Origin of the sequence: Proteiniphilum sp. (assembly GCF_034927365.1) — a bacterium.
In the GTDB taxonomy this organism is placed as follows: domain Bacteria; phylum Bacteroidota; class Bacteroidia; order Bacteroidales; family Dysgonomonadaceae; genus Proteiniphilum.
In genome coordinates this window covers 161,870-177,651 of record NZ_JAYFQD010000013.1, presented here as the reverse complement: position 1 = coordinate 177,651, position 15,782 = coordinate 161,870, and the positions used below count along the sequence as shown (strand labels likewise).

Sequence of the window (15,782 nt, the reverse complement as noted above, 5' to 3'; positions counted from 1 at the left end):
ATTATGTACAAGAAGATTTTTTTTATAAAGATCATCATGTTATCAATGATCCTCCTGTCATGTAAGAAAGAAGAGCCGGAGATCAAACCTCCGATTATTGTCAAACCGGCTACCACCGAATATCTGAAGTTCAAACTCAACTCAGCCAATCAACTAACCATATCACAAAATGAGAAAAACAGTTATTCCATCAGAACTACGGGGGAAGATCCCTATATCACGACCGAGGGTATATCGAAAGCACTGCATCAGGATTCGGTTGTATTGACATTTGAGTACAAAAGTTCGGAAGGTATCGACAAGTTTCAGATCTTCTTCGGCCCTTCCATCAGTGAGAGTCGCTCTGTTTTCGGCAATGCGATGTCGCAGGCATCTGCATGGAAAAATTACTCTGTGAATCTGGCAAAAGCGAGAAAAGATTTCTCGTGGGGGAAACAGAGTGATTTCATCAGAGTTGATTTCGGCACAAAAAGTGGAATCGATATCGAGATCCGAAATATCTATTTCAGGTCTATGAATCAGTCGGAAAAAAAGATTTTTGAAGAAGAAGAAGCCAGGATCAAGAAAGACGAAGCGATCGAAAAAGCGTTGGATGCGTACCTGAAAAAGCGTTTTTCTTCTCCTATTACCGAGGTAAGGGTAAGTGCATCTGAAATTACCGTCACCGGGGAATACAACGGAGAAGGAAAGTATAGCCTGTGTGAAATTTTCCCGAACGACACACTGGTTACCACCACCCTTTTCAAAAATAAGATCCCGCTCGACAGCAAGTCGTTCCGGATCACCCTGCCACGGATCATCAATAAGAACAGTCTGCAATATGACCGTTTACTTTCCAGATGGATGATCGTCAAAGAAGGCAACAACAAAGAATCGATCGATTCACACGCCCGGTATGCAGATATCATTGAACCCAAACAATCCATGCCTCGGGGTATTTTAACAAGCAAAAAAGGGTTGGGCGGATTTTTCATGAATCAATATGTGGGCGATCTCGATGAACTCGGAATTACCAGCATCACTGTCAATATCCTCGTCACCGGAATGATCTACACCACTCCCGGCGCTAATAGGGTTCCCCATACATACGGGGGAAAAACCTATTACATGTCCACCGATTATCTCAAACATATAGATGAAGCATTGAAACTGGCCATTTCAAAAAAGATCGTGGTAGCGGCAATCATTTTGGTGCAGAAAGCAACGGAGTGTGCTGATCCTGCCATCGGGAAAATACTACAGCATCCCGATTTCACATCGGAAGGTATTTATACCATGCCCAACATGACTACGGATGAGGGAGTGAATTGTTATGCAGCCGCACTCGATTTTCTTGCCTCCCGTTATAACCGGGTGGATAACGCGTACGGTAGAATACACAAATGGATCATGCATAATGAAGTGGATGCGGGACTCACCTGGACCAATATGGGTAGGAAGCCTATGTTGAACTATCTGGATACTTACCTCAGGTCCATGAGGATCTGTCATAATATCACCCGGCAGTATGATGAACACAGCGAGGTAATGGGTTCATTCACCCATTCATGGGTAGAACCGGTCGAACTCTATTCGTCCAGGGAGATGCTGACTGCTTTACAGCAATTCAGTAACCTTGAGGGGGATTTTCAATGGGGAGTGGCTTATCACCCCTATCCGCAGGATCTGAACGAACCCAAGACGTGGATGGATGGAAAAGCTACTTTTAGTCCCAATAGCGCATTGGTAACATTCAAAAACCTGGAAGTGATTGATCATTGGATCAAAAAACCGGAAAATTGCTATAAGGGATCTGTCAAGAGGACGCTGTGGCTCTCCGAAAACGGGACCAACTCCAGAACCTACGAAACCAAGGATCTGATAGAACAGGCAGCCGGTTTTGCCTATGCCTGGAAAAAACTGACAAGGCTGGATGGTATCGACGCTATCCAATGGCATAACTGGATTGATAACAGGGTGGAATACGGGCTACGGATCGGGTTGAGGCGATTCCCCGACGACACCACCGATCCGGGAGGACCCAAGCCGGTATGGTATGCCTATCAGGCTGCCGGGACTGACAAGGAAGACGAAGTTTTTGAGCCCTACAAGTCAATTATAGGGATTACTCACTGGAATGACATTATGCATCTTGTTTCACCGTAAAACATATATTCAAATGAAAAAGATAATCATCAGACTTACCTTTAGTTTTATTTTCCTCATTCTTCTGTCGTGTAACGAACAGAAAAACAAGGTAATTATAGAAGATAAGATCTATCCGCTGCCAGCAGGAGCCGTAAAACTGGATGGTTTCTTTGAGGAATACATCCAGAACTCCATCAACCACTGGAATAAAGGAGAGCTTCCTTATGACCGGTTTGTCGATTTCTTCCGAAACGGCAGGCCTCAGTTTGCATTGGGAGAGATGTGGGGAAAAGCAGTCCGTTCCGGTAGCATGTTTTACCGTTACACGAATGATCCTGAACTAAAGCAGATCATGGATGAAACGGTCACAGACTTGCTCTCTACCCAACGGGAAAACGGCAGTATCAGTTGTGTCGATATTGAGAAACAGCCGGAAGAGAGTGAATTGTGGGAGCGCAAGTATGTGATGCTGGGATTGGAGGAATATTATGAGTGGGTGAATCCCGATTCGAAAGTGCTGGAAGCACTGGTCAAACAAGCCGATAATATCATCTCCATCATTGGCCCCGCCCCCAAGACTGAGATAATTGATGTGGGATGGAGCGCTACCAATATTGGCCACGAACCGTGTCATATTGAGTCCAGTACACTGCTGGAACCATTTATGAGACTATACAAATGGACAGGTGAACAGCGTTTTCTCGATTTCGCCACCTATATCATTGAAGCAGGTGGCACCAAACATTATAATCTCTTCGAAAACGCATTAAACAATGTGGATCCTTACCTGATGGCCGGACATTATCCCAAAGCTTATGAGATGATGTCGCTCTTTGAAGGACTGGTGGAATATTACCGGGTGACCGGAGACGACAAGTACAAAAAGATGTTGCTGAATATGTTCAACAACATCAGTACCAAAGAGATCACCATCATTGGAAATGGAGGGTCAGACCAGCCCTATCATCCTTATGTGGCGGGTGAAGCGTGGGGAAATACGGCACTGGAACAAACCAACCCCGATATTAGCCGCATGATGGAGACCTGTGTGGGCGTCACCTGGATGAAACTGTGCAGTCAGCTCCTGCGCCTCACCGGTGATCCCTCCGTTGCAGACTATATAGAGAAATATGCCTATAACGGGTTGATCGGAGCTATGAAGCCCACAGGGGATGGTTTCAGCTATGTGAATCTGTTGAACGGCACAAAAGTAAATGATCACGGATGGGGTTGGCACTTTGATCATATGCACGTAACCTGTTGTAATCTGAATGGTCCTATGGGGTTAGCTTATATCCCCTACGTAGCGGTAATGAATTCTGATGAAGGGCCGGTGATTAATCTCTATAACAAGGGTCGTTTTGAATTTGAAACGCCAGGGAAACGATCTGGTACCATCACCATTGAAACAACCTATCCTGTCTCCGGCAATATCAGGTTCAACATCGACCTGGAGAAAGATGAAATCTTCACGATCCGATTCAGAATCCCCGAATGGAGTGAAACAACAGACCTGAGCGTCAACAACGAAAAGATCGAGGTCGTCCCCGGCAGCTATGCGGAGATCAACCGCAAGTGGAAAGCCTCCGACAAGGTGAACCTTACACTGGATATGAGATGCAGGGTACTGGATGCTCCCCGTGGAAGCAACCGTGCCGGTGATAACTTCCAGGCTGTAGTCTATGGACCAATTGTATTGGCAAGAGACGAGAATATGGATAGCCATTATCATGAACCGGTAAAGCTCCATATTGAAAACGGGTATATCGAAGCCATACAGAAAGAACCTGTCAATAACAATATCAAACTCCAGTTTTCCGTCCCCGTGGAAGGAGGAGAATCGATCACGATGATTGATTATGCATCCGTCGATAACTGGAATAATGGGAAACATGTTTGTACCTGGCTCCCGATAAAAGAACAAATAAAATAAATCAAGCTATGCACTCACTACAGACAACACAAAAAAATCTGATTTTTATTGCTCTCTTATTCATCTCAAGCCAGTTTGTCACAGCACAGGTGGTAGATAGTGACCAATGGTCGGCGACTGATGCCCTGGAGAGAAAAGTAAAGGAATATTCCGATGCCGGAGATAAAAGGGATAAATATGTGGCAATGTTCTACTGGACCTGGCACCAGGGTAATGACGACACCACTACGACAGTAAAAAATATCACCGAGATCGTCAGGAAACATCCCGAAGCGATGAAAGATTATAACCATCCTGCATGGGGAAAAGCAAAGCCGGGATTCTTTTACTGGGAACAACCTTTATTGGGTTATTATAAGACAACCGATCCCTGGGTGTTGAGAAAACATGCGGAAATGCTCGCCGATGCGAAAGTAGATGTGGTTTTCTTCGACTGTACCAACGGAAGCCTCACCTGGGTGGAATCGTACGAGGCGTTGATGAAGACATGGGATCAGGCACAAAAAGACGGAGTGAAGGTCCCCAAAATAGCCTTTATGCTCCCCTTTGGACCAGCTCCTCATTCGCTGGTCTCCCTCAGGCAACTTTACCGGGATGTTTATAAACCGGGGAGATACAAGAATCTCTGGTTCAACTGGAAAGGGAAGCCGGGAATTATGGCTTATCCCGATAATTTAACCGAAAGTGCCGAAGACCTCGAAATTGCAAACTTTTTCACCTTCCGTCCCGGACAACCCGATTATGTAGATGGTCCCCAGAGGAATGACCAGTGGGCATGGCTTGAGAACTATCCTCAACATGGATATATACCCGATCAAAAAGGAGGTTTCGAACAGATGTCGGTGGGAGTAGCTCAAAATGCGGCGCCGGAGACCAAAGGCCATTGCAGTGCATTCAATCTCCCGGGATCACAGGGACGCGATTTCTCTCAACGGAACGGGTTCGACCCCAGGGTGGATGGTTACCTCTATGGTTGGAACTTTCAGGAACAGTGGGATCGCGCTCTTGAAGTAGATCCCGAGTTGGTGTTTGTCACCGGATGGAATGAGTATATTGCAGGGCAATGGCTCCCGAAACACGGATGGACTGGTGATCCTTTCTCTTTCGTCGACCAGTTCGACTGGAAACGCAGCAGGGACATAGAGCCCAATAAAGGATGGGGGGATAAAGGCGATGTCTATTACTATCAACTGGTGGACAACGTGAGAAAATTCAAGGGAATGACTCCTCCGGTAAAAACTTCAGCAGCGAAAACCATCAAACTGGGCAAATCCGGCCAGTGGGACAATGTGACACCAGAATACAATCACTACAAAGGCAATACCTTCCACCGCGACCATATAGGGAGGAATAACAACTACTATACCAACACTACCGGTCGCAACGATATTGTCAAGGCTAAAGTAGCCCAGGATGACCAATTCATCTATTTCTACGTGGAGACCGCTGAAAAGCTTACCTCACCAAAAGAGCCGAACTGGATGCTTCTTTTTATCTATATCGACAGGGATAAATCGACCGGCTGGAATGGGTACGACTATATCATAAACCGGAAGAATCCCACAGGAAAAGAAGTGATTATCGAAAAGAATATCGGAAACAGATGGGAATGGGAAGAGCTGAAAAGATCATCCTATGTGGTGAAAAACAACATCCTGGAAATAAAGATTGACAGGAAGACGTTCAACCATTCTGGAAAGCCGCTCAACTTCGAGTTCAAATGGAACGACAATATGCAGGAAAACGGCAACATCATGGATTTTTATGTGAACGGTGATACTGCACCGGGAGGCAGATTCAACTTCGTATATTCCGAATAAAAGCACAGTTTTTGTACATTGCCCTCAACAATAGATGATGAAAAGTAAAATATCTATCAATATCAGCATTGGGATAATCCTATCACTCTCTCTACTACTCCCCAATGCGTGTAATACAAGTGAACGCGGCACCTATACCGAGGATCTGAAGTGTTGTAACATCACCAATCCGGAAGGGATCGATATCCCTTTGTTGAGTTGGAAGATCAGATCATCCCGCCCGGAGGTGGCACAGACAGCCTGGGAAATAGAGATCGCCTCGCAACAGGAGTTGCTCGAAAAAGGAGAGTCTGACATCTGGACATCGGGGAAACAATCGTCCGCCCAACAGTTCGGTGTACAACCCCAGGCAAATCTCAAAGAGGGGTCATCCTATTACTGGCGAGTCAGGATCTGGGACAACAACAATGAAGCCACTCAATGGAGTGAACCGGCTTATTTTTCTATCGGCCTGTTAAAGGAAAGTTCATGGGAAGCGAAATGGATTACGTACGCCAATCCTGATCAACATGCGCTCCCCTATTTCAGGAAATCGTTCTCAACTGAACAAGGCAAAAAGATTGGCAAAGCGCTTGTCTACTTCTGTGGATTGGGAGCGGGTGAATTTTACATAAATGGACAAATCATTGATCCCACCCGTTTTCTTGATCCCGCACAGACCGATTATGACCAGTATGCCCTTTACAGCACTTTTGATATAACCCATCTTTTGAAAAAGGGCAAAAATATTATCGGAATAATGCTGGGCAGCGGTTGGTTTGCTCAAAAAAAGGCGTGGGGCGGCGCGAATTTCTCTTACGGAGACCCGATGCTTAGACTACAACTGATGATCACCTACAAGGATGGTACACAAATGATTGTGGGGAGTGACGAGAGTTGGGATTGGACAGAAGGCCCCGTACGAAAAAGCAATATCTACCTTGGTGAGACCTACGATGCCAATCATGAAATTGATGGATGGAACAAGGCCGGCACTTCAACCGAAGGGTGGCAGAAAGCACTGGTTGCCACTAAGAACATGCCGCCACGGTTATTGCCACAACTCACTCCTCCCATCAGGCAGAAAGAGGTTTTATCGGCCCAGAATATCTGGCAGGATTCATTGGGCAACTGGATTTTTGATTTTGGTGTCAATGTGGCAGGTATTCCTCTACTTAAAGTGAGTGAACCGAAGGGCACCGAAATCGGCATCCGCTTTGCGGAGGGGATCGACCGGAACAAGGGGCTGGATTTCAGGTCAACCGGATGGATCCATCATGGAGAGATCTTCGAAGACCGGTATATCAGTAAAGGTAAGGGTGTAGAAGAGTGGTCGCCGCGATTCACCTACCACGGCTACCGCTACGCAGAGTTGTCGGGTGTCACCAGCAAACCCGATAAGGAGACGCTTAAACTGATCGTGGTCCACTCCGATATTGAGCATACCGGTACCTTCGAATGTGCAGACGAGCAAATCAATAAACTGCATAAGATGGCTTTGCGCACGGTGAAGAGCAATGTTCACGGTATCCCTACCGATTGCCCGATCAGGGAAAAATGCGGATGGCTGGGAGATGTACATGCTTATGTGAAAATGGCCAATATGAATTTCCAGATGGAAAATTTCTGGCATAAATATCTGGGAGATATCCGTTCCGGCGCTTCAAGAGAAGAAAAGAACACCCTCTTTCACGAAAGATACAACAATACCTTCTATTTTACCGACAAAGCAGCCGGCATACCCTATATGATTGCTCCCGGCAAGCGGCTTTGCGGAGTAGCCTCACCCGACTGGGGCACCGCACTCGTACAACTACCCTGGTGGATTTATGTCTATTACGGCAACCGACAGATCCTCGAAGAGTTTTATCCACAGATGAAACAATGGACGCTCTACGTGAATTCATTGGCAAAAGATAAAGAGCGGAAAAAACCGTATAACGCTAAAACCTCTACCATCGTATACCAGGGGCTGGGTGACTGGTGTCCACCACGTTATGAGTCAACAGATCCCACACCGGTTGAATTTACCTCCACCGCCTTCCATTACCTGGATACGAAGATCATGTCAGAGGCAGCACGCCTGCTGAACAGAAAAGAGGATGAAGATTATTTCCTGTTTTTACAGGAAGAAATTGCCCGAGAAATGATTGAAATCATGTATGACCCGGTCAACAAAACCTTCGGCACTCAAACGGCTGATGCCATGGCTTTGGATCTGGGGCTTATCCCGAAGGGTGAAGAGAAGGCCGTAAGTGCCTCCATTGTAAAGAATATGCAAGAGAAGAGTGAAGGATTCATGCACTGCGGCATATTCGGATTATGCAGGATAGGCAGTATGCTGGCACGTCATGGCAACGCCGAAGCCGCGTGGAACATGTTCACAAAAAAAGGGGAGAACAGTTTCGAATGGATGTGGAAATCGGCCGATGCCACCACCTTATGGGAAACATTGCCGATCAACGAAATCACCAGGAATGCAGTTTTAAGTTCTTCCTATAATCATCCTATGCAAGCCGGTTTCGACATATCCTTCTTCGAAGATATCGCAGGCATAGCTCCCGACCCGACCGGATATGGCTTTAAGGTGATCCGCTTTCAACCCCTCTTTTGCGATTATCTGCCCTGGGCGAAAGCAAGCATCGAGACGCCCTATGGTAACGTTTCCAGCAGTTGGGAGAAAAAGGAGAACGGACTGGAATGGGATATCACAATCCCTCCCAATTCCTCCGGATTAGTTGCTCCTCCCTATCCACAGGAATTCAAAGTGAATGGGGAGAAAATGGAGGAGTGCCATTTCCTGCACAAAGAGAGTGTGGATGGTAAAGATTGGTACAAATTCCCTTCCGGAAACTATAAAATTACCTTTTAGCCAGGGTTTGGCAGCTCCGGTAGAATTTGAATTCCATTTTTGATTTTTGATACTAAATTGTCATGATTTCTTACTTTAAAAAGGAAAAATGTCGTTTTAAGTAAAATAAAGATATTATATTTATGGAATTTTCTCAAACGAATCCGATCGACTAAAAAATAATTTAATATAAATATCATAAAAAAAACAATTATGAAGCTAAAAATGAATATGTTGTTATTGATGATTCTCGCCATACATCTCACCGCATGTATGCAAAATTCAGGGAAGAATACAACACAATCATCGAAAGAACTGGAAAAAGGATTTATAAATCCACCCGAATCAATACAGACAAGCGTCTACTGGTACTGGATCTCCGATAACATTTCGAAAGAAGGTGCGGTGAAAGACCTGCAGGCCATGAAGAAAGCCGGTATCAACCGTGCTTTTATCGGAAATATCGGGATTGACAACCTTCCCTACGGGAATACCAAAGTGATGAGTGATGAGTGGTGGGAGATATTGCATACAGCGTTGAAGACCGCTACCGAACTGGGTATCGAAATCGGGATCTTCAACTCTCCCGGCTGGAGTCAATCGGGTGGACCATGGGTTAAACCGGAACAATCGATGCGTTACCTTGCCTCATCGGAAGTAGCGGTGAAAGGACCTCAAAAAATATCACAACAGCTCGAAAAGCCACACGAAATGTTCCAGGATGTAAAAGTCATTGCCATCCCCTCCATCACAGGCGAAGGATTAATGTTGAATCAGACCAATGCGAAAATTGTAGCCTCCCCTGCTATTCCCAATCTATCGGCACTGACGGACAATAACCCCCAGACAGGGATCAGCCTGCCCGGCAATAATGTAACAATTACTTTTACTGCAGGAAAACCGTTTACAGCCAGAAGCCTGACCATCCGTACAACCCCTTCGCCTTTCAGGGCGAACGCCGAACTGCAGGTAAAAGGAGGCAACAACGAGTTCAGCACCGTTTCACAATTCGTGATCAACCGTTCGAACCCGGCGCTCAACGTAGGTTTTGATCGCTATGCTCCGATCACGATCTCCCTGCCCGCCACTACTGCCCAGGAATTCAGGCTGATATTGAATTACCATCCGCAGAACGCGGGACTGGCTGAGGTTAATCTGAGCAGTATTCCCCGAGTGGAACGCTATAGTGAAAAATCACTGGCTAAAATGCACCCCACCCCGCTCCCCTATTGGGGTGATTATATGTGGCCCGAGCAACCTGAAGTGGACAATAAGGAGCTGATGATCATGGCTGATCAGGTAGTCGATATCACCGATAAGATGTCCGCTGACGGGACATTGACCTGGGATGTGCCTGAAGGAGAATGGAAGATATTACGGATGGGGATGACGCCCACCCAGGTAACCAACAGCCCTGCCTCACCCGAGGCCACCGGTCTCGAGATAGACAAGATGAGCAAGGAATGGATCGCCAGCCATTTCGACCAATTTATCGGTGAAATACTCAGGAAGATCCCGGAAGCCGACAGAAAAACATTCAAAGTAGTTGTACAGGACAGTTATGAAACCGGAGGCCAGAATTTCACCGACAACATGCTGGAAGAATTCAAGACAAGGTACGGATACGATCCTCTTCCCTATTTACCGGTCTACAGGGGATATGTGGTGAATAGCCCGCAAGAGTCGGACCGTTTCTTATGGGACCTCAGGAGAATGATAGCCGACAAAGTGGCGTATGACTACGTGGGAGGCTTAAGAGACGTATGCCATCAACATGGATTGACTACCTGGCTGGAAAATTACGGCCATTGGGGATTCCCCAGCGAGTTCCTGATGTATGGCGGACAGTCCGACGAGATCGGAGGAGAATTCTGGAGTCAGGGCGAACTGGGTGATATTGAAAACCGGGCGGCTACCTCTGCCGGACATATCTACGGCAAAACCAGGATTTCCGCCGAATCCAACACCTCAGGCGGCCCCGCCTATTCACGCTATCCGGCGATAATGAAACAACGGACCGACCGTTTCTTTGCCGAAGGGATCAATAATACCCTGCTGCATGTCTATATCATGCAACCCTATGAGGATAAGAATCCGGGGGTAAACGCCTGGTTCGGAAACGAATTCGACAGGAAGAACACCTGGTTCTCACAGATGGATCTCTTTTCACAATATCTCAAACGATCGAATTTCATGTTGCAGCAGGGACTCAATGTAGCCGATGTGGCCTACTTTATCGGCGAAGATGCGCCGAAAATGACCGGTGTGGCAGATCCTGCCCTCCCGGTAGGTTACCAGTTCGATTATATGAACGCCGAAGTGATCATAAGGGATATGACGGTAAAGGATGGACTGATTACCCTCCCTCACGGAACGCAATATAGGGTATTGGTTCTCCCCAAACAAAAGAGCATGCGTCCCGAACTACTTTCAAAAATCAAAGAACTGGTGAATGAAGGAGCCTGTATACTCGGACCGTCGCCTGAATACTCCCCCAGTCTCCAGAATCAACCCCAGGCCGATCAGCAGGTGCATGAGATGGCAGCAGAACTCTGGGGTGAAGTAGATGGCATAAACGTGAAATACAGGAAATATGGGAAGGGAGAGATCATGAGCGGCCTTACCCTGGAAGAGGTATTTGAAATGATCCAACTGCCGGCCGACTGCAAAGTTCCCGAAGACAAGACCATTCACTACGGCCACAGGTCTTTAGGAGGTATCGATATCTACTTTATCTCCAATCAGACCGGTGAAGAGAAAGTGATCTATCCTGAATTCAGGGTGACCGGAAAACAGCCTGAATTATGGGACGCAACCTCCGGATCGATCCGTACTCTCCCTGCTTTCGAAATGAGAGAACAGACAACTATCGTGCCAATTAAACTGGCTCCATATGAGAGTAATTTTATCGTATTCAGAAAGAAAGCTCCAAAGAGCAACCTGACCGATATCAAAGACAACTATCCAGTTCCCGAAATCATCGAAGAACTGAAAGGACCATGGAGCGTCAGTTTTGATCCCGCTTTCAGAGGACCTGCTGAACCGGTGGTCTTTGAAGCACTGTATGACTGGACTACTTCCAACGATGAGTCTATCAAATATTACTCAGGAACAGCACATTACAGGATCAAATTCTCTATCCCGGAAACAACAAAGAACAAGGAAATAGAGATTGACCTGGGCAATCTTACGGCGATGGCAAAGGTAAGTATCAACGGCACCTATGTAGGTGGTGTTTGGACATATCCCTACAAACTCAATATCTCTGATGTTGTAAAGCCGGGAGAGAATGAACTGGAAATTGAGGTGGTCAACAACTGGATGAACCGGTTAATCGGTGACCAGAATCTTCCTGAAGCAGAAAGGAAGACCTGGTGCTTTGTAAATCCATATAACGCACAAAGCCAGTTACAGCCATCCGGTCTTTTCGGCCCGGTCATCATTCAATCGTTGAATCGTTGAACTGTTAAATTGTTGAACTGTTGATAGGAATTGATGTAAATTGATAAAGGTTGAATGAGATTGAATTTAAAATCTCAAATCCTAAGTCTTGATTCTCTTAAGAAACAAAATGTTTCAATACATTTTTTGAACGGAGAAAACGTTCTGGAATGCTTGGTTCTATAAGTCTTGATTCTAACTTCTAATCATATGCAAACAGCTAAATACATCACCCTGTTACTCTCGCTGTCAATGCTCCTCCTATCCTGCAGGCTTTCGCAGGAGAAGGGAAAGGGCGACGCAGAAGAGAATTACTACAGGGACCTCTTTTCCGACACATGGGTCGCCACCGACGGCGTAGGACGGGAGATGCCCGATCACCAGGAAGTAGGTGATATAAAAAAAGATCAAAGGAGAATCGTTGGTATCTTCTATATAACGTGGCATACACAGGGACTGGCAAATCTGACACAACCCTATAATGCGGATGTGACCAAAATATTGAAGAAAGATCCCACTGCCCGCTTCAAAGCAGATCATCCGCTTTGGTACACCAACTCCTACCACTGGGGAGAACCGGAAATGGGTTACTTCCTGAGTCAGGACGACTATGTGATCCGAAAGGATATGTCAATGCTCGCAGACGCCGGAGTGGACGTACTCATCATGGATGTCACGAATGCAGTCAGGTATTGGGATGAATGGGATGTCACTTTCCGGATCATGCAGGAGATGAAAAAAGAGGGCAATAAAGTACCTCAATTCGCCTTCTGGTCGTTTAACGGTCCCGCGATCACTGTGGTGCAGGACCTCTACGACCGGATCTACAAAGAAGGTAAGTACAGCGACCTCTGGTTTTATTGGGACGGCAAGCCGCTACTGCTTTACAACGGATCACCATCGTTCGATGCGAACAGAGGGGGGATCGAGCATCCTAACCCTCATTATGACTCTGCTGCGGCCACTGACCCGAACCATCCTCACTATCAGGATCCTGATTATACAGAGGAATTTTATAAGGATTACACCAAAGAAGTGAAAGAGTTCTTTACCCTGCGGACAATGTGGTGGGGGTACTATGAATGGGGCGGGAAACGCTTCATCGGTACAGAAGACAACTGGAGTTTCGGCTACAGCATGGCGGATCCACGTGTAAAAAGCCTTTCCCCTGAAGAGCTTCTCTCATTGCACAATGGCAAAAGGGAGCAGGCAGCAGTCACCACCGCACAGCATCCTGTCACCATGACCAGTGAGAATATGGGAGTAGGAAAATCATGGTCCAGGGAATTCGGAGAACCCGAACTCAATGAATATGACATGCCCAAATCGGCTTATGTGCCGTGGTTGGAGAAAGAGGTGGAGAACCCGACAGATTATGGCATTTATTTTCAGGAAAGATGGGATGAAGCACTTGAAGCCAATCCCGAATTTCTCTATATCAACGACTGGAATGAATGGACCGCCGGAAAATACCAACCCGATGGTGGAGGTACCACACCCTGGTTGGGCAGGGACAATCCCTTCTTCTTCGTCGACCAGTACAATGCAGAATTCAACCGGGGTATTCATCCGATGAAGGGAGGATATACCGATAACTACTATATGCAAATGGCACAGAATATCAGGCGATATAAGGGTATACGCCCGATTCCCGAACAGAAAGGGTTCAACAGAATCGTAACCGACGGGAAATTCAATGACTGGAAAAAGATCACCAATGAGTTCAGGGATACCCGGGGAGATACCTATCACAGGGATGCGATCGGTTATGCCGGTGTCAGGTATGTCAACAACTCCGGGAGGAATGACATCATCACCAGCAAGTCAGCGTTGGGAAAAGAGCATATCTACTTCTACGTGGAAACGGCGGCCCCCCTCACTCCGCACACTGATAACAACTGGATGCTTTTGCTCATCGATACGGACAACGACTCCAGAACAGGATGGTATGGCTATGATTATATGGTCAACCAAAAGGTGAAGAGTGAAAACCAGACAACGCTGATGAAATATGACGGCCAACAGTGGATTGAAGCCGGTGACCTTGTTTACCACTATGCGGGTAACGAAATGGAAATCGAGATTCCCCGCAGCCTGATGAATATCAGCCGGGATCAACTGGTGATCGATTTTAAATGGAGCGACAACCCGGAGGAACTGGCAGATCCTATTTCCTTCTGCCTGAACGGCGATACCGCTCCCAACAGAAGATTCAATTATCGCTTAATCTGGAAAAAATAGCTGAATCTTTTGAACGTTGAAGTGTTGAGTCGTTAAACTGTTGATAGGGATTGATGTAGATTGATAAAGATTGAATGAGATTAAATTTAAATCTCAAACTCCCAATCTCAAATCCTAAATCATAAGTCCTGGTTCTAAAAGTCTTAATTCTTAATTTTTCATTTTAATTATATGAAACATTTTTCTCATATCTTTACGTTTTTTATAGCGCTTATTCTCCTCTTTTCATGCTCGGAGAACAAAAAACAAAATACGACGGAGAACGATTATACTATTGCAGCATTTTATTGGCCTGCCTATCATTATGAACCGCGATCCGAATTCCTCTTCCCGGAGAAAACCGGCGAATGGGAAATCATCCGTAATGCCGTCCCGAAAGAGGAAGGACATCAACAACCCAAGGTACCTCTTTGGGGATATCTTGATGAAGCCAATCCCAAGGATATGGATTTGAAAATCTCAACCGCAATCGAATATGGGGTAAATACTTTTATTTTCGACTGGTACTGGTTCGAAAAAGCGCCTTTCCTGGAAAGTTGTATCAACGAAGGATTCCTGAAAGCGAACAATAACCGGATGAAATTCTATCTGATGTGGGCCAATCACGATGCAACTACCTACTGGGATGTAAAGAATCCACGTGTAGACTCCGTTTACTGGGATGGAGAAGTCGACAGGGAACAGTTTGATATCGTCGTAGACCGTATCATCTCCCAATATTTCAAAGAACCCTCCTATTTTAAAATTGACGGTGAACCGGTCTTCTGTATCTATGAGTTGAACACGCTGATCAATGGACTGGGTGGACCCGAAAAGACAAAAGAGGCACTTGACTATTTCAAACAAAAGACAGTGGAAGCCGGTTTCCCCGGACTTCATTTACAGAGTATCTTATGGGAAGCATTGCCCTCCACCATTGAAGGTGTTCCCGGTGATCCAATCAAAAGCCAGGATGATGTGCTGAGCTATTTCGGATTCAAAAGCCTGACCAACTATTGTTGGGCACACCTCCAGAATCCTGATGGGGATTACGAGGTATGGGGAGATGCTTCCACCAATATGTGGGAAGGGTTTAAGAATCAGTTCTCCATGACCTACTATCCCAACCTCACCATCAGTTGGGATGCCAATCCCCGTTTCCCGTTCAAGGCAGGATATATCAATAACTCAACACCCGAAAAATTTGAGAAGTATCTGCTAAAAGCCAAGAATTATGTCGACCAAAATAATATTACACCGAAAATCATCACGATCAATGCATGGAATGAATGGTCCGAAGGAAGTTATTTGGAACCCGACACTACTTGGGGATATGGTTATCTGGAAGCCGTAAGAAATGTATTCGGAAAATGAAATTAATTATTTCACTTAATATCAAATGCTTATCACA

The 15,782-nt window shown here is 46.0% G+C and carries 7 protein-coding genes; all 7 read left to right on the top strand.

Translation table 11 applies throughout. The annotated features are described in order from the left end of the window. Positions 1 to 3 precede the first annotated feature (3 nt). The 7 genes from VB073_RS09795 to VB073_RS09765 all read left to right on the top strand — a co-directional run bounded on the left by VB073_RS09795 (position 4) and on the right by VB073_RS09765 (position 15,745). On the top strand, positions 4 to 2,145 hold the full coding sequence (locus VB073_RS09795) for a DUF5722 domain-containing protein (RefSeq protein ID WP_323403983.1): 2,142 nt from the start codon (positions 4 to 6) through the stop codon (positions 2,143 to 2,145). Positions 2,146 to 2,158: 13 nt separating this feature from the next. Continuing rightward, a complete protein-coding gene (locus tag VB073_RS09790; RefSeq protein ID WP_323403982.1) occupies positions 2,159 to 4,060 on the top strand; it encodes a glycoside hydrolase family 127 protein in 1,902 nt (633 codons plus the stop codon). Between the two features lie 8 nt (positions 4,061 to 4,068). Beyond that, entirely contained in the window at positions 4,069 to 5,880 is a 1,812-nt protein-coding gene (locus VB073_RS09785) for a hypothetical protein (RefSeq protein ID WP_323403981.1), read from the top strand. A gap of 34 nt (positions 5,881 to 5,914) precedes the next feature. Next, complete coding sequence (locus VB073_RS09780) at positions 5,915 to 8,731, top strand: family 78 glycoside hydrolase catalytic domain (RefSeq protein ID WP_323403980.1); 2,817 nt, start codon at positions 5,915 to 5,917, stop codon at positions 8,729 to 8,731. Between the two features lie 192 nt (positions 8,732 to 8,923). After that, complete coding sequence (locus tag VB073_RS09775; RefSeq protein ID WP_416349525.1) at positions 8,924 to 12,172, top strand: glycosyl hydrolase; 3,249 nt, start codon at positions 8,924 to 8,926, stop codon at positions 12,170 to 12,172. A 189-nt stretch (positions 12,173 to 12,361) separates the two neighbouring features. Further along, positions 12,362 to 14,392, top strand: a complete 2,031-nt coding sequence (locus tag VB073_RS09770; RefSeq protein ID WP_323403979.1) for a hypothetical protein — start codon at positions 12,362 to 12,364, stop codon at positions 14,390 to 14,392. A 171-nt stretch (positions 14,393 to 14,563) separates the two neighbouring features. Next, positions 14,564 to 15,745 (top strand): glycoside hydrolase family 99-like domain-containing protein, encoded by a 1,182-nt coding sequence (locus VB073_RS09765; protein WP_323403978.1) that lies wholly within the window; start codon positions 14,564 to 14,566, stop codon positions 15,743 to 15,745. Positions 15,746 to 15,782: the final 37 nt, after the last annotated feature.

Coding starts and splice junctions, on each gene's coding strand:
- VB073_RS09765 (WP_323403978.1), top strand. CDS start 14,564: ATGAAACATTTTTCTCATATCTTTACGTTTTTTATAGCGCTTATTCTC.
- VB073_RS09790 (WP_323403982.1), top strand. CDS start 2,159: ATGAAAAAGATAATCATCAGACTTACCTTTAGTTTTATTTTCCTCATT.
- VB073_RS09785 (WP_323403981.1), top strand. CDS start 4,069: ATGCACTCACTACAGACAACACAAAAAAATCTGATTTTTATTGCTCTC.
- VB073_RS09775 (WP_416349525.1), top strand. CDS start 8,924: ATGAAGCTAAAAATGAATATGTTGTTATTGATGATTCTCGCCATACAT.
- VB073_RS09795 (WP_323403983.1), top strand. CDS start 4: ATGTACAAGAAGATTTTTTTTATAAAGATCATCATGTTATCAATGATC.
- VB073_RS09770 (WP_323403979.1), top strand. CDS start 12,362: ATGCAAACAGCTAAATACATCACCCTGTTACTCTCGCTGTCAATGCTC.
- VB073_RS09780 (WP_323403980.1), top strand. CDS start 5,915: ATGATGAAAAGTAAAATATCTATCAATATCAGCATTGGGATAATCCTA.